We start from the raw sequence: 20,550 nt of genomic DNA, 5'->3' as shown, positions 1-20,550 counted from the left end.
CGGCGGGCGAAGCGGCGGGCGACAACCGTCACAGTGCTGTCACCTTGGCACCCCGCTGGTTCCCTGCGGGCAGGCCGGTCCTTAGTCTGACCCTGTCAATAGCATTGCGGGGCAACGTGAATCAGATGCAGGGCCTGCTGATAGCGGGCCGCTACCGGCTCGCCGACTCGATCGGCAGCGGTGGCATGGGCCGGGTATGGCGTGCCCACGACGAGGTGCTGCACCGGACGGTGGCCGTCAAGGAGTTGACCGCAGCCCTCTACGTCTCCGACAGCGACCGGGCGGTCCTGCTCGCCCGTACCCGGGCCGAGGCCCGCGCCGCCGCGCGCATCAACCACTCCGCCGTCGTCACCGTGCACGACGTCCTCGAGCACGACGGCCGCCCCTGGATCGTCATGGAGCTGGTCGAGGGCCACTCCCTCGCCGACGCGGTCAAGGAGCGCGGGCGCGTCGAGCCGCGGGAGGCCGCGCGGATCGGCCTGTGGGTGCTGCGGGCGCTGCGCGCCGCGCACTCCGCCGGTGTGCTGCACCGGGACGTCAAGCCCGGCAATGTGCTGCTGGGCAAGGACGGCCGTGTCCTGCTCACCGACTTCGGCATCGCCCAGATAGAGGGCGACTCCACCATCACCCGCACCGGAGAGGTCGTCGGCTCGGTCGACTACCTCGCGCCCGAACGGGTGCGCGGCCACGACCCGGGCCCGTCCTCGGACCTGTGGGCGCTCGGCGCCACGCTGTACACGGCGGTCGAGGGCCGCTCGCCGTTCCGCCGCACCTCACCGCTGAGCACCATGCAGGCGGTGGTCGAGGAGGAGGCCGACGAGCCGCGCCACGCCGGTGCGCTCGGCCCGGTCATGTCCGCCCTGCTGCGCAAGGAACCGGACCGGCGGCCGAGCGCCGAGGAGGCGGAGCAGATGCTCGCCGAGGCGGCGGAGGGCCGCCGGCCCTCCGCGGCGCAGGTCTACGTCCCGACCCAGAGTTCGGGCGTGCACACCGGCCCGGGCACGACGGCGGGCCACCCCGCGTACGGCACCTCCGCGGCCGGTTACGGCTCCGGCGACGGTGTGCCGGCGGACGGCCACTCCGGCACGCGGGCGAGCGGCTACGGCACGGGGGCCACCACCCCCGGATACGGCGCCGGCGCGGTGGCGGGCGTCGGCCGTTCGGCGACCGGGCCGACGGCCGTGGCACCCACGCCGCCGGGACCGGTCGCGGGTCCGGCGGGCCGGGCTGCCGCGGGCCGGACCCGGCCGCGACGCCGGCTGCGGACACTCGCGCTCGTCGTCGCCGTCGCGGCCGTGCTCGGCGGCGGTGCGGCGGTCGCCTTCCAGGAGTGGGGCGGCGGCTCGCGGAGCGACACCGGCTCCGCCGGCGGCGCGGGCCCGGCCACGGCGCCCTCCGGGAGCGACACCGGCACGCCGGGTCCCGAGGGTACGGTCCCGGACAGCTGGCAGACCTACCGCGACCCGCTCGGCTTCAGCCTCTCCCTGCCCAAGGGCTGGAAGCGGCAGGTGTACGAGATCCAGGGTCCCCTCAAGCAGATCGACTACACCCCGGACGGCGGCAAGCACTTCGTCCGCATCGCCATCGACAGCTCGCCGGACTTCGCCGACCCCTACGAGCACCAGAAGGACCTGGAACAGCAGCTCCAACGGCTGGTCGACTACAAGCAGGTGGCCCTGAAGGCGAACATCTACCGCGACCGCAAGGGCTCGCTGTGGGAGTACACCTGGAACGCGCTGAAGAAGGACCCGCCGCACGTCGCCGGTCCGCGCCACGCCGTCGAGGAGACGTACTACTCGCGCGCGGGCATCGAGTACGCCATCTACATGTCGTCACCGGCCCAGGACTGGGCCAGGACCGGCAAGCAGTTCAAGTGGGTGCTGCAGAGCTGGCAGCAGCCGAACGACGGCTGACGGCGTCCGGCGAAGACGTGTGGGGGGGCGCCGAGGGCTGATACGGCCGAAATACGCTGGTTGAGCGGCCCGGCTTGGCCGATCGGTGCCCCGGAGCGCATGGGTCCGGTGCGGCATGATGGGGCGCATGGGGACCGAGGGCGCCGACTTCCGGGTCATCGCGGGCCGTTACCGCCTGGAGGCACGCATCGGGCGTGGCGGCATGGGCGTCGTGTGGCGGGCGAGCGACCAGCTGCTGGCGCGCCGGGTCGCGGTCAAAGAACTCCTCGCGGACGACTCGCTGTCGGACGACGACACCCGGCGCCGCCGGGACCGCACCCTGCGCGAGGCGCGGGCGGTCGCCCAGCTGCGGCACCCGCACATCGTCGTCGTGCACGACGTCGTGGAGCAGGACGAACGACCGTATCTGGTCATGGAGTTGATCGAGGGCACATCGCTCGCCGACCGGATCGCCCGGGACGGCCCGGTCGACGCCGCTGAGGCCGCGCGCATCGGGGCCGCCCTGCTCGGCGCGGTGCGCACCGCGCACGAGGCGGGGGTGCTGCACCGGGACATCAAGCCGGCGAACGTCCTGGTCGAGTCCGGCACCGGCCGGGTCGTGCTCACCGACTTCGGTATCGCGCAGGTCGCGGGCGCCACCACGCTCACCGAGACCGGCTCGTTCGTCGGCTCGCCCGAGTACACCGCGCCGGAGCGGATGTCCGGGGTGCGCACCGGGCCGGAGTCCGACCTGTGGTCGCTGGGCGCGCTGCTGTGCACGGCGCTCAGCGGCGAGTCGCCGTTCCGGCGCGACTCGATCGGCGGCATCCTGCACGCCGTCGTCGCCGCCGAGATCCGGCCACCCGCCGAGGCCGAGCCGCTGCTACCCGTCGTACGGGGGCTGCTGGAGCGCGATCCCGACCGGCGGCTCGGCGCGGCCGACGCCGAGCGGATGCTGCGGACGTACCTGGAGACGGGCCGCACCCCCGAGACACCGGGGACGCCCGGCGCGGCCGGTGGCGGGCGCACCCACCGGATCGGCGGCGGCCGTACGCCCAGGCCGGGGAGCGCGGGAAGCCGGACGGGAAGCCGTACCACCGGGGCCGCCGTTCCCTACTCGCCGACCCAGGCGGACGTTCCGTACGGCAGCCCGCAGCCGTCCGCCGGGTCCGCGCCGCCGGCCGACGCCCCGGCCCGCACCACCACACGCGGGGTGCTGGTCGTGGCGCTGCTCGTCGCGGCGCTGGCCGGGGCGGGGGTGTCGGCGGCGCTGCTGCTGCACCGGGGCGGGGACGGGGGCGGCGGCAGCCCGGGCGGTACGGCGACCTCCCCGGCGACCGGGACCGGCAGCGGCAGCGGTACCGGCAGCGGCTCGGGCTCCGGCAGGAGGCCGGCCTCGTCGGCGCCGGCCACCTCAGCGGGTCCGTCGGCCACCGGCCCGTCCGCCGGCGCGCACACGGCGCCGTCCGGCTACCGCACGGCCCGGGACCCGGCCGGCTTCTCCCTCGCCGTACCGCAGGACTTCACCCGCAGTGCGCAGGGCGAGCGCGTCTTCTACCTCTCGCCGGGGCAGACCTTCCGCCTCGGCGTCAAGGTCTCCGAGCCCCAACCGGGCGGCCCGCAGGGCGTGATGGAGCGGTCGGCGGCCGACGGCCCGGACACGAACCCCGGTTACCACGACGGCCGGATCACCCGCACCGCGCGCGCCGGACACCCCGCCGCGCTCTGGGAGTTCACCTGGGACGGCTTCAGCGCGGCGGAGGGACCCCGGCACACCTACGACCTGTGCTGGGAGGAGTCCGGGCGGCTGTACGACGTGTGGGTGTCGGCGCCGGTCGGGAAGGTGCGGGAGGCGCGGGAGTACTTCGACGTGGCGGTCGACACCTTCGCGCCGGGGACCTGACCGGCCGCTCGGTCACGGCCGCGTGCCGGTGCGGTGGAGGTGCGCGCGGCGCGGCACGGCTCCAGAGCGCACCGCTGGGCCGCCCGACCGCCCCGCTTCGACAACCGCATGGTGCGCACGGTACTCATGTGACATGACTGGAGACGGCGAACACCCGCGCGGCGTACGTCTGATCGGTGGCCGCTACCGGCTGGCGGAGCGCCTCGGAGCCGGGCCCACCGCGACCGTCTGGCGGGCCCGGGACGAGCAGGGGCGGGGCGGCCCGGTCGCCGTCAAGGAGCCGCTGCTGCCCGGCGATCCGGCCGAGGACGAGGAGAGCCGCCGTATCGCGCACCGGCTCATCACCGAGGCCCGCGCCGCCGCACGGGTGCGCCACCCCTCCGCCGTCGTGGTGCTGGACGTCGTCACCGAGGATCAAATCCCTTGGATCGTCACGGAGTTGGTGGAGGGCGAGTCGCTGCGTGAGGTGCTGCGGCGGGGTCCCCTGCCGCCTGCCGAGGCCGCCCGGATCGGCCTCGCGGTCCTCGGCGCCCTGCGTGCCGCACACGCCGTCGGCATCGTGCACCGGGACGTGAAGCCGGCCAACGTACTGCTGGAGTCCGGTACCGGACGGGTGGTCGTCACCGACTTCGGAACCGGTGGCGGCCACCCGCAGGACGCGCCCGCCGGGTTCGTCGCCCCTGAACGCGCCGCGGGTCCGGGCGCCGGCCCGGCCTCCGACCTGTGGTCCCTGGGCGCGCTGCTGCGCTTTGCGGCCGGGACGACGGACCCGGTACGGCTGGGCGCGCTCGGCCCGCTGCTGGAGCGGCTGCACGCCGACGAGCCGGCGGCCCGCCCGGACGCGGCCGAGGTCACGGCGGCACTCGAGGAATACCTGGGCCTCACGCCCGAACCGGACCGGGTTCCCGCCCCCGTCCCCGAAAACGCTCCTGTCCCCGAAAACGCCACCATCTCCGAAAACGCCACCGTCTGCGAAAACGCCCCCGCCACCCCCGTCCCCGTCCCGCGTCGCCGCACCCCCCGCACCGCGCTCGGGCTGCTGCTCGCGAAAAAAGCCGGACTCGAATGATCGTTCTGTTCGGACGGCCGTCAACACCCTGATCAGCATATTTGCTGCCAGTGATCACTGGCAGTGTGTGAGCAGGTCGTGAATCCCCGTTACCGATGGGTACACAAAGCCTGCGCTCCGGCATACCCTGCGCCTCATGACGGACACGCAGGCCTCGGACATCGCCGGTACCAACCCCCTCGCGCCCGCTCCCGAAGGCGCCCGCACCGCCGCCGACGTGGTCACCCCGGAACTGGTGGCCCAGCTCACCAAGGGCGTCGTCGGTTCCGGCCGGACCGCCAACCACACGCCGTTCACCGGCGAGCAGCTGGCCGATCTGCCCGAGTCCACCCCCGAGGACGTACTCAAGGCCTTCGAAGCCGCCCGCACCGCGCAGGCCGTGTGGGAGAAGACCCCGGTGAGGCAGCGGGCCGCCGTCCTGCTGCGCTTCCACGACCTGCTGCTGGAGCGGCAGGCCGAGGTCCTCGACCTCGTCCAGCTGGAGACCGGCAAGGCCCGCCTGCACGCGCACGAGGAGGTGCAGGCCGTAGCCGTCGCGGCCCGTCACTACGGCCGCCGGGCCGCCGCCTATCTGAATCCGAAGCGGCACACCGGCGCCATCCCCACCCTCACGAAGGTCGTCGAACTGCGCCACCCGCGCGGGGTCGTGGGCCAGATCGCCCCCTGGAACTACCCCCTGGAGCTGTCCGTCGGCGACGCCCTGCCCGCCTTCGTGGCCGGCAACGCGGTCGTGATGAAGCCGGACACCGAGACCTGCCTGACCGCGCTGTGGGCACGTGACCTGCTGATCGAGGCCGGCCTGCCCGAGGGCGTCTTCCAGGTCGTGCTCGGCGAGGGCCCGGTCATCGGCCCGGAGGTCGTCCGGCACGCCGACTACGTCTCCTTCACCGGCTCCACCCGCACCGGCCGGGAGGTGGCCCAGGGCGCCGCCGCCCGCCTGGTCGGCGTCTCCCTCGAACTCGGCGGCAAGAACGCCATGCTGGTGCTGGACGACGCCGACATCGAGAAGGCCGCCGCCGGTGCCGTGCGCGCGTGCTTCTCCTCCGCCGGACAGCTCTGCATCTCCATCGAGCGGCTGTATGTGCACGAGTCCGTCGCCGACGCCTTCCTGGAGCGTTTCGCCGCCCGCACCCGGGCCATGCGGCTCGGCAACTCCCTCGCCTACGGCGCCGACATGGGCTCGCTGGTCGGCGAGCGCCAGCTGAAGGCCGTCGAGCGGCACGTGGAGGAGGCCGTCGCGAAGGGCGCGAAGGTGCTCGAGGGCGGCAAGGCGCGCCCCGACATCGGTCCCTACTTCTTCGAGCCCACCATCCTCGACGGCGTCGAGGACTCCATGGCCGTCTGCGAGGAGGAGACCTTCGGCCCGGTCGTCTCGGTCTACCGCTTCTCCTCCGACGACGAGGCGGTCGAGCGCGCCAACGCCACGCCGTACGGCCTCAACTCCTCGGTCTGGACGGGGAACGCCCGGCGCGGCCGCGAGGTCGCCGCCCGCCTGCGCACCGGCACCGTCAACGTCAACGAGGGCTACGCCTCCGCCTACGGCAGCGTCCAGTCCCCGATGGGCGGCATGAAGGACTCCGGCCTCGGCCGCCGGCACGGCTCCGAGGGCATCCTCAAGTACACCGAGGTCCAGACGGTCGCCCAGCAGCGGCTGCTCCCGATGGCGCCGTCGCTGGGGATGGACGACGCGGGCTACGCCCGCTTCATGAGCACCAGTCTTCGGCTGATGAAGGCATTCCGCTTCCGCTAGAAACACCCGTTCTCGACGAGGAGAGCACGTGCCCCAGGACACCTACGATTACGACGTCATCGTCGTCGGCTCGGGCTTCGGCGGCTCCGTCACCGCCCTGCGCCTGACCGAAAAGGGCTACCGGGTAGGGGTGTTGGAAGCGGGGCGCCGTTTCACCCGCGAGGATCTGCCGAAGAACTCCTGGGACCTGAAGAACTACCTGTGGGCCCCGAAACTCGGCCTGTACGGCATCCAGCGCATCCACCTGCTCGGCAATGTGATGGTGCTCGCGGGGGCGGGCGTCGGCGGAGGCTCCCTCAACTACGCCAACACCCTCTACATACCGCCGAAGGCCTTCTTCGAGGACCCGCAGTGGAAGGACATCACCGACTGGCAGGAGGAGCTGAAGCCGTACTACGACCAGGCCCAGCGCATGCTCGGCGTCCGCCTGAACCCGACGATGACGCCGTCCGACGTGCATCTGAAGGCGGCGGCCCAGCGGATGGGCGTGGGCGACACCTTCCACCTCGCCCCGGTCGGCGTGTTCTTCGGCGACGGCAAGGACGCCGACGGGACGGCGAGGACGGGCCCGGGCCAGGAGGTCGCCGACCCGTACTTCGGCGGAGCCGGCCCGTCCCGCAACGCCTGCACGGAGTGCGGCGAGTGCATGACCGGCTGCCGCCACGGCGCGAAGAACACCCTCAACGAGAACTACCTCCACCTCGCTCAGCAGGCGGGCGCGGTGGTCCACCCCATGACGACGGTCGTGTCCGTCACGGACGACTCGCGCGGCGGGTACGCGGTGGCGACCCTGCCGACGGACCGGAAGAAGAAGGGCGAGGGCCGCCTGTTCACCGCCCGTCGGGTCGTCCTCGCGGCGGGCACGTACGGCACCCAGACCCTGCTGCACCGGATGCAGGCCGGCGGCCAGCTGCCGTACCTGTCGAAGAGCCTGGGCAGGCTGACCCGGACCAACTCCGAGGCACTGGTCGGCGCGCAGACCGACAACCGCCGTTACCGCAGGGCGCAGCACGGCGCGGCGGAGGCCGACTTCACCCGGGGCGTGGCCATCACGTCCTCGATCCACCCGGACGAGAACACGCACATCGAGCCGGTCCGCTACGGCAAGGGCTCCAACGCGATGGGCGGCCTGTCGATCCTCCAGGTGCCCTACGCGGAGGGCTCGTCGCGCGCGCTGGCCTGGCTGGCGAACGCGGCCAGGCACCCGCTGCTGGTCCTGCGCTCGCTGTCCAACCGGCGCTGGTCCGAGCGGACCATCATCGGCCTGGTCATGCAGTCGCTGGACAACTCCCTGACCACGTACCTGAAGCCGGGCGGGGTCGGCAAGGGCCTGCTCACCGCCCGCCAGGGCCACGGCGCCCCCAACCCCAAGCAGATCAAGGCCGCCACGGAGGCCGCCACCGCCCTCGCCGCCGAGATCAACGGCTTCGCGGGCAGCAACGTCGGCGAACTGATGGGCACCCCGCTGACCGCGCACTTCCTCGGCGGCTGTCCCATCGGCGACTCGGCGGAGACGGGCGTGATCGACCCGTACCACCGCCTCTACGGCCACCCCGGTATCTCGGTCGTGGACGGCGCCGCGGTCTCGGCGAACCTGGGTGTGAACCCCTCGCTGACCATCACCGCGCAGGCCGAGCGCGCGATTTCCTTCTGGCCGAACAAGGGCGAGGAGGACCCGCGTCCGGCGCCGGGGGCGGCGTACGAGCGGCTGAAGCCGGTGGAGCCGCAGGCCCCCGCGGTCCCGGAGCACGCCTTCGGCGCCCTGCGCCTGCCGTTCCTGGGGATCCCGGCGGTGCCGCCGAAGAAGTAGTCGGCGCACACGGAAGGGGCCTGCACCCCCCTCCTGGCGCAGGCCCCTTCAGCGGGGCGGGGGCGACGAAGGCCGCCCCCGCCCGGTGGCGCGACGCGCTTACGCGGCCGCGTTCGAACCGGCGCCCTTGCGGCGACGGACGGTGAACATCGCTCCGGCGCCGACGACGACGGCAGCCCCGCCGGCGAAGGCGATCGCCGGCAGCACGGAGCTGGAACCGGTGTGCGCGAGGGTGCCGGTGGGCGCGATCTCGGCGGCACCGCCCTGCGGCTCCTTGCCGCCGGCCGGCTTTGTGCCCTTGCCGGGCTTGGCCTGGCCCGGGTCCGGGTTGCTGCTGCCGGGCCTCAGCACGGTGAAGTCGTAGAAGCCGAACGCGCTGTGCACGCAGTTCTTCTCCTGGTCGACGTAACCGCCGAAGCCCATGCTGAAGCCGTCGCCGGCGGGGGCCTTGGCGGTGATGTCGACACGCAGCTTGATGCCGACCGTCTCCTTGGGGCCGAGGGGGGTCGTGCCGAAGTAGAGGCCGTTGCCGACCTCGTCGGCCATGGACTCCCACGCCTTGGCCTGGGGGTTGAAGTACTCGAGCTTGGCGTAGGTGCTCAGCCAGTCCTTCTCGTTGTCGCTCGCCGTGTCGTTGTCGACGGTCGCGAGCCACTGCACGGTGCCGAGCGACTTGTCGCTGTGGTTGGCCGCCGTCATCGTGAAGTTGTGCCAGCCGCTGCCGGCGACGATCTTGCCGGGCAGGCCGGAGACGTCGATGCTCAGCTGCGAGCCGGGGTCGACCATGTTGCCGTCGAGCGGGCATTCGCTGGGCTCGGCGGTGGGCTCGGCGCTCTGGCTCGGCGAGGCCGGCGCGGACGTGCTCGCGCTGTCGCTCGGGGTGGCGGAGGCGGTGGCGGACTCTGAGGCGGAGTCCGAGGGCGAGGCCGATGCGGACGAACTCGCGCTGTCGCTCGGGGAGGCGGAGGCGGCGGCGGACTCTGAGGCGGAATCCGATGGAGCGGCCGAGTCGGTGGGCGAGCTGCTCACGGCCCCGGTGGGGGACTCGTCCGCGAACGCGGCAGGGGCGCAGAGCAGGGCGATCGGGGCTATGACCGCCGTCGCGGCCGCGGTGACCATGGCGCGGCGAAGCTTCATGAAGACCTCTGTGGGACAAGCATGCTGCGGTACCGCAGCACGTGGCGGGAGGCCTCCGCGTGTGGGGCGCGGGCGTGGCCGTTGACTTGCGTAAGGGAGACCTGTGACCGAGGTAAACGGTTGTGCTTACCTTGGTCATTTTCATGTGACGTGAGTCACTTTCAGGAACCCGTCGGACCTCGATGCCATCGGGCCTTCCCCTGCGCGAATTACGGGAATTTGTTGATGAATCACCTATGGCGTTGATCACTTCACGGTCGTCTGCACATGTGTGCGACTTGTGCGTCTTCCGTGTGGTCGTTTAGTACTGACCCCCGTTTGCAGTAAGTAAGAGTTGAGGGGGATCAGTGCGTCCGGCACGTCCGCTTGTCTTCGCGGTGGCGTTCATGACCGCCGTCCTGGCCGGAACCCAGCAGGCCGCCCTCGCGGTCGACAGCTGGCCGGGCACGTCCGGCGGGAACGCCCCGGACCAGCACTGGGGATCGGCGGCCGGCCGTCGGCACACCGCTTCCGCGAACGCCACCGAGGCGTTCGCGAAGGGCGGTCACGCCGGACCCCGCACCGGGCGCGGCGAGTTGCCCGCCCAGGGCGAGACGGGGACGACCCGGCTGGCCGGGGCCGCTGTGAAGCTGCCGAAGCCCGGGCCGGTGCGGCGGACGAAGGCCCCCGGGGCGGCCGTCGCCAAGGGTTTCGACCCCAAGCGCAGCAAGGAACTCACGAATCGGCGGGGGCAGCGCCGGCGTGTGTTCCGGAACACGGACGGCACGTACACCACCCGTTTCTACGACGAGCCGGTCAACTTCCGTGCCAAGGACGGCAGCTGGAAGTCCATCGACACCACCCTGGTCCCCCGGGACACCCGGAGCGGGCCCGGCGCGCACACGATGAGCGTGAGCGACGGCGCGGGCTGGCAGACCCGTTCGACGCAGGCGCCGCTCGACTTCGCCGGCACGGCCGACGCCGCCGACGTCGTACGGATGCGCATGGCTGACGGCTTCTCGGTCGGCTACGGCGTGTCCGGCGCGGCAGCGTCCCCGGCGCGGGCGGACGGCAGCACCGTCACCTACCCCGAGGTGCGTCCGCACGCGGACCTCGAACTGCTCGCGGGCAACGACTCCGTGAAGGAGACCCTGGTCCTCAAGGACAAGAACGCGCCCACCGAGTGGCGCTTCCCGCTCGACCTGCAGGGACTCACCGCCCGACCCGACGGCCACGGGGGCATCGAGTTCACCGACGCCGAGGGCCGGCAGCGCGGCTGGACCCCCGCCGGATGGATGCAGGACTCCCACTTCGCCGGGGACTCCCACGAGGGCGCGATCTCCTCCAAGGTCACCTACGGCCTGGACGAGGAGAACGGCCGCCAGGTCCTGGTGGTCAAGCTCGACAAGGACTGGCTCCACGACCCCGGCCGGGTCTTCCCCGTCCGCGTCGACCCCTCCGTGCAGTCCTTCGACTCCACCTCCGGCACGTACGTCGAGTACCCGTACGACCAGAACTTCGCCTCCGACACGGTCCTGAAGGCGGGCACCTACGACGGCGGCAGCCACAAGGCCGCGGCCTTCCTGCACTTCTCGGGCGTGGAGAGCACGCTGAAGAACGCCTGGATCCTGGGCGCCGACCTGGCCCTCTACAACACCTGGTCGCAGTCGTGCTCCGCCCGTCCGGTGACCGTGTCGCCGATCACCTCCAACTGGTCGGAGTCCACCACCAGCAAGTACCCGGGCCCGGCGACCGGTTCGTCGCTCGCCTCGAAGAGCTTCGCGCACGGCTGGCGCCCCTCGGGCACGACGACCTGGTCGTGCGGCCCCGCCTGGGAGAGCATCAAGCTCGGTTCGGCCGGCCGCAAGCTGGTCGACGACTGGACCCACGGCCGCAAGAAGAACTACGGCCTCGCGGTGAAGGCCTCCACGACGGACTCCAACGGCTGGAAGCAGTTCGGTTCGGACGACTACCCGAACGGCAAGCCCAGCCTGGACATCACCTGGACCAAGTACGGCGCCACCTACGCGATCGGCGACTTCACGACTCCGGTCACCGCCACCTCACAGGGCGTGGAGAAGGTCACCGTCACCAACGAGGGCCAGGAGACCTGGACCAAGGGCGGCAACTACAAGCTGCGCTACAACCTGTTCGACTCCACGGGCAAGGAGATCACCGACAGCTCGAAGATCGCCTGGACGGCCATGCCCCAGGACGTGGCGCCGGGTGACAGCGTGACCCTGGACGCGAAGATCGCGCCCCTGGACCCCGCCACGTACACCGTGCAGTGGACGATGGACGACTACGGCACCAGCCGCTTCACCTCCGCCGGTGTCCCCGGACCGGCGGTGAAGATCACGTCGGTCAACATCCCGCCCCAGCTGACCGCCGAATCGCCGGGCAGCGGTATCACGGCCGACTCGCTCACCCCGACCCTCTGGGCCGAGGGCACGGACGCGGACGACTACCCCAAGTCGGCGCTCCAGTACACCTTCGAGGTCTGCGAGGTCGAGGGCAGCAACTTCCGCAAGAACTGCAAGACCGGCACCCGCGGCTCCGAGCAGCAGTGGGCGGTGCCCTCCGGCTGGCTGTCCTGGGGCAAGGCCTACGCCTGGTACGCGTACGCCTACGACGGTTCCGCCACCTCGGCCCGGCCCGGCCCCGCGCTGCTGACCACCCAGGTGCCGCAGCCGACCGTCACCAGCCACCTCGGCGGCGCCGACGACGGCAAGGAGATCGGCACCCGCGCCGGCAACTACGTCACCGCCGCCACCGACGCGGCGATCACCACCGTCGGCCCCGAACTGTCCGTCACTCGCACCTACAACTCCCTCGACCCGCGCCAGGACGGGGCCTTCGGCACCGGCTGGTCGACGTCCTGGGACATGAAGGTGCGCGAGGAACCGGACACCTCGACGGCGCTGGTGACCCTGGCGGACGGTTCCCAGGCGCGCTTCGGCGAGAACACCGACGGAACGTACACCGGCCCGCCCGGCGGTTCCCTCACGCTGGCCCATGAGACGGACGGCGGCTGGGTTCTGCGGGAACGTTCCGGCACGACGTACCACTTCCTGCCGGGCGGCGAGCTGGACCGCATCGCGGACGTGGCGGGCCGCGAGCAGACCGTCACGCGCGCGACCACGAGCGGCGGCCCGGTGCAGAAGGTCACCGACAAGCTCTCGGGCCGGTCGCTCGCCCTCACCTGGACCGGCAGCCACGTCACCTCCGTGACCACGAGCCCGGTCGACGCCGGGACACCCGGCCTGACCTGGACCTACACCTACACCGGTGACCGCCTGACCACCGTCTGCCCGCCGACGTCGACCACCAAGTGCACGGTCTACGGCTACGGCGACGGCTCCGTCTACCGCAGCGGCGTCCTCGACGCGGCCCCCACCTCCTACTGGCGGCTGGGCGAGAGCGAGGGCTCCGCGGCGGTCAGCGAGTCCGTCTCGCGCACCGGCCGCAACGAGGCCGTCTACCGGGACGTCCAGCTCGGCACGGACTCCGCGATCGCGGGCACGACGGACACCTCCGTCGGGTTCGACGGCACGAACTCGGTCGTCGAGCTTCCCGCCGACACCCTGAAGGCCGCCGCCTACCCGGCGATCGAGCTGTGGTTCAAGACGAGCACCCCGTCCGGTGTCCTCGTCGGCTTCCAGAACGCCGAGCTGGGCGACAAGCCCACCTCGTGGCGCCCGGTGCTGAACATCGACGGCAGCGGCAAGCTGCGCGGCGAGTTCTACCTCACCGGCTCCCCCGGGGCGACGCCCATCGTCTCCCCGCAGGCCGTGACCGACGGCCAGTGGCACCACGTCGTGCTCTCCGCCGGGGCGACCGCGCAGACCCTCTACCTGGACGGCGCCAAGGTCGGCTCCCTCACCGGCGCGCTCACCGAGCAGTCCCGTGACTACGCCTACCTCGGCGGTGGTTACGGCAGCACCGGCTGGATGGGCCTCGCCACCGGCACGTACCGCTACAAGGGCGAGATGGACGAGGTGGCCTTCTACGACCACCCGCTCGACGCGGCGACCGTCGCCGAGCACTACGCCGCGCGCACCACGATCGGGCAGCTGACCAAGGTCACCCTGCCCTCGGGCCGGGTGCACGCCACGGCGGCGTACGACCCGGTCGGCGGCCGGCTCACCCAGTCCACCGACGACAACGGCGGCACCTGGAAGGTGTCGGCACCCTCCTACTCGACGGCCTCGGCGTCCTACGCGGACACCATCGAGCGCAGCGGGCCGACCGGTTACTGGCGGCTGGGCGAACGGGCCGGCGCCGAGGCGGCCAGCCCGCTGGGCGACGCGCTCGCCGGTGAGTACGGGGACGGGGTCCGCCTCGGCAGCCCCGGCATCTTCGCGGACGGCGACGACACCTCGGCGAGCTTCACCGGCGACGGGGCGCTCGAGGTGCCGGCCGAGTCGCTCGGCACGCAGAGCGCGATGTCCCTGGAGCTGTGGTTCAAGACCAGCACGCCCGGCGGTGTCCTGGTCACGAACCAGGACGCGGACTTCGGCGACACGCCGGCCTCATGGCGGCCGATGCTGCTGATCGACGCGGACGGCAAGCTGCGCGCCCGGTTCTCCGGCGGTGCGAGCAGCCTCCTGTCCACGGACGCCGTCACCGACAACACGTGGCACCACGTGCTGCTGACGGGGAACCAGGGCGCCCAGGCGCTCTTCGTGGACGGCGTCTACCAGGCCGGCGAGTCCACGGGCGTCGACACCAACCGCTTCGCGCACGTCTTCGTCGGCGGCGGCTACTCCTCCACCGGATGGGACGGCCAGAGCGCGGGCTACCGCAACTTCACCGGACAGATCGACGAGGTCGCCTTCTACGACAAGCCGCTGGTGACCTTCCTGTCGACGACCAACTCCGACGGCAGCGTGACCTGGCGCTACGTTCCCTGGGCCAGCCGGTTCGGGTACACGGACACCCCCAACCTCCACATCCAGGCGCGCAGAGCCCTGGTCGAGGGCATGGGCGACCAGTACCGGGGCGTCGCCGTCGCGGACGCGCCCGCCGCGTACTGGCGGCTCGGTGAGACCAGCGGCACCGCCCTGCACAGCGAGGTCGGCGGGACCGGCCTGAACGCCACGTTCCGGGGCGACACCGGCCAGGTCTTCCAGTCCAAGCTGGACACCCCCGGCGTGTTCGGCGTCGGTGACGACCGGGCGGCCCACCTCGGCAACACCGGCCACATCGACATACCGGGCTCCGTCCCGGCCGGCGCGACGGACCTGTCGGCCGAGATGTGGTTCCGCACCTCCACGCCCTCAGGCGTCCTGATGAGCTTTCAGAACGCGCCGCTCGGGCAGACACCGACGTCCTGGCGGCCCGTGCTGAACATCGACGGCGACGGCAAACTGCGCGGCGAGTTCTATCTCACCGGCGCCTCCGGGGCTACGCCCATCGTCTCCTCGCAGGCCGTGACCGACGGCCAGTGGCACCACGTGGTGCTGTCGGCCTCCGGCAACACGCAGTCCCTGTACCTGGACGGCGTAAAGACCGGGTCCCTGACCGGCACCATCACCGACCAGGCACGCGACTACGCCTACCTCGGCGCCGGCTACGCCAGCACCGGCTGGATGGGCCAGCCCTCGGGCACCTACTACTTCACCGGCGACATCGACGAGGTCGCCCTCTACCGCAAGGGACTCACCGCCGACCAGGTCTCCGCGCACTACCGTGCCCAGGCCGAGTCCGCCGCCTCCGGCCTGACCAACACGGTCACGGTCACGGACCCGCAGCAGCACACCAGCACCACCAGCTACGACGCCCTGCACGGCCAGCGCATCGTCTCCCACACGGACGAGACCGGCGCGAGAACGGCGTACGCCTACGACATCGCGGGCAACCTCCACACCGTCACCGACCCCGACGGCCACTCGACCGTCACCGGCCACGACGCCCGCGGCAACATCGTCTCGACCACGACCTGCCGGGACGCCGACTCCTGCTGGACGAGCTTCCGTTCCTCCTACCTGAACGCGAGCGACCCCCTCGACCCGCGCAACGACAAGCCGGTGAGCTACAGCGACCCGCGCTCGGCCGACGACAAGGACGCCCGCTACCGCACCACGTACGCCTACAACAGCCTGGGCCTGCTCACGGCCACCGTCCGCCCTGACGGGAGCACCGCCGCCACCACCTACACCACCGGCACCGAGGCCGCGGTCGGCAGCGGCACGGCCCCGGCCGGCCTGGTGCTGACCCGGACCACCCCCGGCGGCGCGCGGACGTCGTACCGCTACTACGCGAACGGCGACGTGGCCGAGGTGACCTCACCGTCCGGGCTGGTCACGAAGTACACGTACGACGGGCTGGGCCGCAAGACCTCCGAGACCCAGGTCCTTGACACCTTCCCGAACGGCGTGACCACCACCTACGCCTACGACGCCGTTTCACACATCGTCACCGAGACCGGCGCCGCCGTGAAGAACGAGATCACCGGCACCACCCACACGGCCGGCCTCACCCGCTCGTACGACGAGGACGGCAACCTGCTGTCGGAGACGACGCAGGACACCTCCGGCGGCGACCCCGCCCGCACCACCACCTATCACTACGACACGCACGGCCTCAACGACAGCACCACCGACGCCGAACAGCACACGACCCACCTCGAACACGACGAACTGGGCCGCGTCGACGGCATGACGGACCCGGCGGGCACGCACGTCACGTACACCTACACCCCCCGCGGCCAGCACGCGACGACGGTCCTGAACAACTGGACCGGCGACCCGTCCGGCACCGTCCACGACCTGACCGTCGTCTCCGACGCCTACGACCCGGCCGGCCGCCTCGCCTCCACCACGGACGCGATGGGCGCCACCACGGCGTACACGTACTACGACGACGGCCTGCCGGCGACCACGACCGCGAAGCAGGTCACCCAGTCCGACGGCAGCAAGCACGACATCGTCCTGGAGAGCGACGCCTACGACCCCGCGGGCAATCTGACCCAGCAGGTCACCGGCGGTGGCGGCACGACCCGGACCTTCACCGTGGACGCCCTCGGCCGCACCACGCGCACCGTATTCGACCCGAACGGCCTGAACCGCGTCAGCACCTTCGGCTACGACGGCGACGACCGCGTCAAGCAACAGACCCGGTCGATCACCGGCGCCGCCTCGCTCACCGTGTCGTCCGAGTACGACGCCGCGGGCGACGCGACGAAGCAGACCGTCACCGACGGCACCACCACCCACATCACCACCCACACCTACGACGACCGCGGCCTGCCGCTGACCACCGTCACCCCGCGCGGCAACGAGCCGGGCGCCGACGCCTCCGCCTTCACCACCACCAACCGCTACGACGAACTGGGCCGCCTGGTGGCGCAGACCGCCCCGGCGGTCGCGGCGGAGGAGAACGGCGGCGCGCCCGCCACGGTCCACCCCACCACCCTCACCGGCTACGACACCTTCGGTGACGCCACCGACACCAAGGACGCCCGCGGCCAGGTGACCCGGGCGACGTTCGACCACCTCGGCCGGACGACCGCGACGACACTGCCCGACTACACCCCGCCGGGCGCCACGACGGCCCTGACCGCGACGACCCACACCACCTACAACGCGCTGGGCCTGCCCGACACGGTCACCGACCCGCTGGGCCGCGTCACCCAGTACGGCTACGACCAGTTCGGACGGCTGACCAGCAAGACCGACCCGGTCGCCGACCCGGCCGACGCGCTGACGGCCCAGTCCGCCGCCGGCTCCGGCGTGGTCGCGGGCCCGGTCACCGGTGCCGCCGGCGGCGGCGTCACCCAGTACTCCTGGACGCCGACCGGCCTGCAACTGGCGGCCACCGACCCGACGGGCGCCCGCACGGAGGCCACGTACGACGAACTCGGCCGGCAGCTCACCGCGACGACGGTCGAGCGCTACCCGACGACCCAGAACCTGACCAGCCACTACACCTGGGACGACGCGGGCGACCAGACCGCCTCGACCACCCCCCTCGGGATCACCACGACGGCCGGCTACGACCCGGCGGGCGAGGTCACGTCCGTGACCGACCCGGCCGGCACGACCGGCTACGGTTACGACGGCCTGGGCCGGCGCACCGAGACCACGGACGCCACCCACCGCAGGACGACGACCTCGTACGACGCCCTCGGCGACGTCACCGCCACGACCGACTACGGCACCGGCGCCACGGCACTGCGGGGCGCGACGGCCGAGTTCGACGCCGACGGCAACCGCACGGCGGTGACCGACCCGCAGACCAAGGCCCGCACCACGTACGCGTACGACGCCCTGGGCCGGCTGACCAGGCAGGTCGAACCGGTCTCGGACACCAAGTCGGTCACGACGACGTTCGGTTACGACGCCGCGGGCAACCGCACCCGTGTGACGGACGGCCGCGGCGACACCACCGTCTACACCTTCACCAGCCGGGGCCTGCCCGAATCGACCGTCGAACCGGTCACCGACGCCGACCCGTCCGCCGCGGACCGCACCTGGACCACCGTCTACGACACGGCGGGCCAGGCGGTCACCGAACTGCTGCCGGGCGGCGTGCGCCGCGACCGCACCTACGACGGGCTGGGCCACCTCACCCACGAGACCGGCACCGGCGCGGCGGCCACCACGGACCGCGGCCTCGGCTACGACCTGGCGGGCCGCCTGACCTCGGTCACCGCGGCGGACGGCACCAGCCAGAACACGTACACGTACAACGACCGCGGCGAACTGCTGACCGCGTCCGGCCCCGCGGGCGACGCGAGCTACACCTATGACGCCGACGGCGACATGACCCGGCGCAAGACCACCGCGGGCACCACCGACTACGGCTACGACAGCGCCGGCCGGCTGGACCTCGCCTCGGACTCGATCACCGGCAGCCAGGTCCAGTACGACTTCGACCCGGCCGGACGCCCGGCCGCGGAGCGCTACGCCACCAAGCCGGCCGGCGCCACCGGGTACACCGTCACGGCACAGCGCGGCTACGGCTACGACGCCCTGGGCCGGCTGACCGCCGACACGGTCACCAGCCCCGACGGCACGCGCACGGTCACCTCCACCACGTACGGCTACGACCTGGACGACCGCCTGACGTCGAAGAAGACGACGGGCACGGCGGGCGCCGGGGACAACTCCTACACCTACGACGACGCCGGCCGCCTCACGTCCTGGACGAAGGACGGCACCACGACCCCGTACGTGTGGGACGACGCGGGCAACCGCACCCAGGCGGGCACGACCACGTCCACCTACGACGCCCGCAACCGCCAACTCACCGAGGGCGCCACGAAGTTCACCTACACCCCGCGCGGCACCCTGGCCTCGGTGGACGACGGCAGCGGCACCACCCGCACCTCGGCCTTCGACGCCTTCGACCGCAAGGTCACCGACGCAGGCACCAACTACACCTACGACTCCCTGGACCGCGTCCAGACCCGTGGCTCGACGGCCTTCACCTACGACGGAGGTTCCGACAACCTCGCCGGCGACGGCACCACGGCCTACGACCGCACCCCGCAGGGCGCCCTGCTCTCCTTCGCCACCGGCACCACCAAGCAGCTGGCCGTCACCGACCAGCACACCGACCTGGTCGCCGGCCTCAGCGCCGACGGCACCCAGGTCACCGGCTCGACGTCGTACGACCCCTTCGGCACGAGGACCGCCACCAACGGCACCACCCCCGCCGTCGGCTACCAGTCCGCCTGGACCGACCCGGACTCCGGCGCCGTCGACATGGCCGCCCGCTGGTACCAGCCGGGCACGGGCTCGTTCGAGTCCCGTGACTCCTGGCAGCTGGATCCGAGCCCCTCGGTCCAGGCCGACCGCTACACCTACGCCGACGCCGACCCGCTGAACGGCACCGACCCGTCCGGGCACTGCCTGGAGGACGCGTGCGTGATCGAGGGCTACGCGGCGGTCGTGGGACTGACGGCTCTGGCCGGATGGGCCTCCCAGCAGCTGCAGCACGTGCACATCGGCTCCTGGGACGACTCCGGAACCACGACCGGCCACTACTCCCACACCGGTTCCTACTCGCTGTCCAACCTGTTCCCGAACACCAGCAGCCTCGCGGACGCCCTCGAGGCGCAGGCCAGCGCCCAGGCGGCGATGGCCGGCTACTCCTCCCTCACCTACACGGGCAGCTACGGCGGCGGCTACGCCGGCAGCTACGGGTACACCTGCACGTACTCCTGCCGCGGCACCGCCACCTACGCCCGGCCCCGGGTGATCCCCCGGCCGCGCCCGGTCATCGACCAGAACCCCAACAACGGACCGCACCCGAAGCCCGCTCCGACGCGGCCCAAGCCCACGCCCGAAGGAGGCGGGAACGGCGGCTGGAAGCCGGGCGACGGCATCAAGCTCGTCGTCAGCGCGCTGAAGATGCTCCAGCTCGCGCACGACGACCGCTACTCGCCCGAGGGCCTGCTCCAGCAGCTGCCCGACCCGTACCTCAACGAGTCCCGCAACCCGAACGGGGACTCCGACAACCGGAACATGTGCGACGACCAGGCCGGTGAGAACGCCACGGGCAACATCGTCTACCTGCCGAGAGAACGCTTCCGGCCCGGCCCCGACGGCTGTCGTGCCACGGGCATCGTCGGCGACTTCTCCGGGCCGCAGGACATGGCCGACGGCAGCAGGACCGCCTGGAACAACGACTGCGAATCCGGCATGATCACACCGCCCGACTACTGGAAGCTCCCGCCGGGCCGCAACCGCGCACGTGGTCACCTCGCGGGCTGTCAGTTCGGCGGCTCGGGCACCGACCTGCGCAACCTGGTGCCGTTGCACCGGGCCGCGAACAGTCCGGTGATGAGTAGCATCGAGAACCGCATCGCCGGCCAGATCCGGGTCGGCCAGGCAGTGCACTACGAAGTGACGCCCGTCTACGCGGACCCCCGTTCCGGAATCCCGAGCCTGATCCACATGGAAGCGCACGGGAACCGCGGGATGGATGTCGACTGCTACGTGATCAACTCGGCTGCCGGCAAGGATCCGGTGTGCTCCTCCCAGACATACGAAAGGTGATCGA

Annotated in this window: 7 protein-coding genes; 6 read left to right on the top strand and 1 reads right to left on the bottom strand. The window is 72.0% G+C overall.

Annotation, left to right across the window (positions count from 1 at the left end):
* Window positions 1-125: 125 nt before the first annotated feature.
* The 5 genes from A6P39_RS18225 (at window position 126) to A6P39_RS18205 (ending at window position 8,424) form a co-directional block, all read left to right on the top strand.
* Window positions 126-1,913 (top strand): serine/threonine-protein kinase, encoded by a 1,788-nt coding sequence (locus tag A6P39_RS18225; RefSeq protein WP_067050912.1) that lies wholly within the window; start codon window positions 126-128, stop codon window positions 1,911-1,913.
* Between the two features lie 127 nt (window positions 1,914-2,040).
* The gene (locus tag A6P39_RS18220) at window positions 2,041-3,795 is read left to right on the top strand and encodes a serine/threonine-protein kinase (protein ID WP_067050909.1); all 1,755 of its coding nucleotides are present in this window, start codon (window positions 2,041-2,043) and stop codon (window positions 3,793-3,795) included.
* Window positions 3,796-3,928: 133 nt separating this feature from the next.
* Entirely contained in the window at window positions 3,929-4,864 is a 936-nt protein-coding gene (locus tag A6P39_RS18215) for a serine/threonine-protein kinase (RefSeq protein WP_067050907.1), read from the top strand.
* A 136-nt stretch (window positions 4,865-5,000) separates the two neighbouring features.
* Entirely contained in the window at window positions 5,001-6,614 is a 1,614-nt protein-coding gene (locus tag A6P39_RS18210) for a succinic semialdehyde dehydrogenase (RefSeq protein ID WP_067050905.1), read from the top strand.
* A 28-nt stretch (window positions 6,615-6,642) separates the two neighbouring features.
* A complete protein-coding gene (locus tag A6P39_RS18205) occupies window positions 6,643-8,424 on the top strand; it encodes a GMC family oxidoreductase N-terminal domain-containing protein (RefSeq protein ID WP_067050902.1) in 1,782 nt (593 codons plus the stop codon).
* A gap of 99 nt (window positions 8,425-8,523) precedes the next feature.
* Here A6P39_RS18205 and A6P39_RS18200 read toward each other — a convergent pair whose 3' ends face one another.
* Window positions 8,524-9,561, bottom strand: a complete 1,038-nt coding sequence (locus tag A6P39_RS18200) for a hypothetical protein (protein WP_067050898.1) — start codon at window positions 9,559-9,561, stop codon at window positions 8,524-8,526.
* A gap of 386 nt (window positions 9,562-9,947) precedes the next feature.
* Between A6P39_RS18200 and A6P39_RS18195 the strand changes: the two genes are divergently transcribed.
* A complete protein-coding gene (locus A6P39_RS18195) occupies window positions 9,948-20,546 on the top strand; it encodes a LamG-like jellyroll fold domain-containing protein (protein WP_079133580.1) in 10,599 nt (3,532 codons plus the stop codon).
* Window positions 20,547-20,550 lie beyond the last annotated feature (4 nt).

The organism is Streptomyces sp. FXJ1.172 (assembly GCF_001636945.3).
In the GTDB taxonomy this organism is placed as follows: domain Bacteria; phylum Actinomycetota; class Actinomycetes; order Streptomycetales; family Streptomycetaceae; genus Streptomyces.
This window is presented reverse-complemented; position numbering and strand designations above follow the sequence as displayed.

Excerpts from the sequence above, each read along its gene's own strand:
- A6P39_RS18225 (WP_067050912.1), top strand. The coding sequence starts at position 126 with ATGCAGGGCCTGCTGATAGCGGGCCGCTACCGGCTCGCCGACTCGATC.
- A6P39_RS18220 (WP_067050909.1), top strand. The coding sequence starts at position 2,041 with ATGGGGACCGAGGGCGCCGACTTCCGGGTCATCGCGGGCCGTTACCGC.
- A6P39_RS18215 (WP_067050907.1), top strand. The coding sequence starts at position 3,929 with ATGACTGGAGACGGCGAACACCCGCGCGGCGTACGTCTGATCGGTGGC.
- A6P39_RS18210 (WP_067050905.1), top strand. The coding sequence starts at position 5,001 with ATGACGGACACGCAGGCCTCGGACATCGCCGGTACCAACCCCCTCGCG.
- A6P39_RS18200 (WP_067050898.1), bottom strand. The coding sequence starts at position 9,561 with ATGAAGCTTCGCCGCGCCATGGTCACCGCGGCCGCGACGGCGGTCATA.
- A6P39_RS18195 (WP_079133580.1), top strand. The coding sequence starts at position 9,948 with ATGACCGCCGTCCTGGCCGGAACCCAGCAGGCCGCCCTCGCGGTCGAC.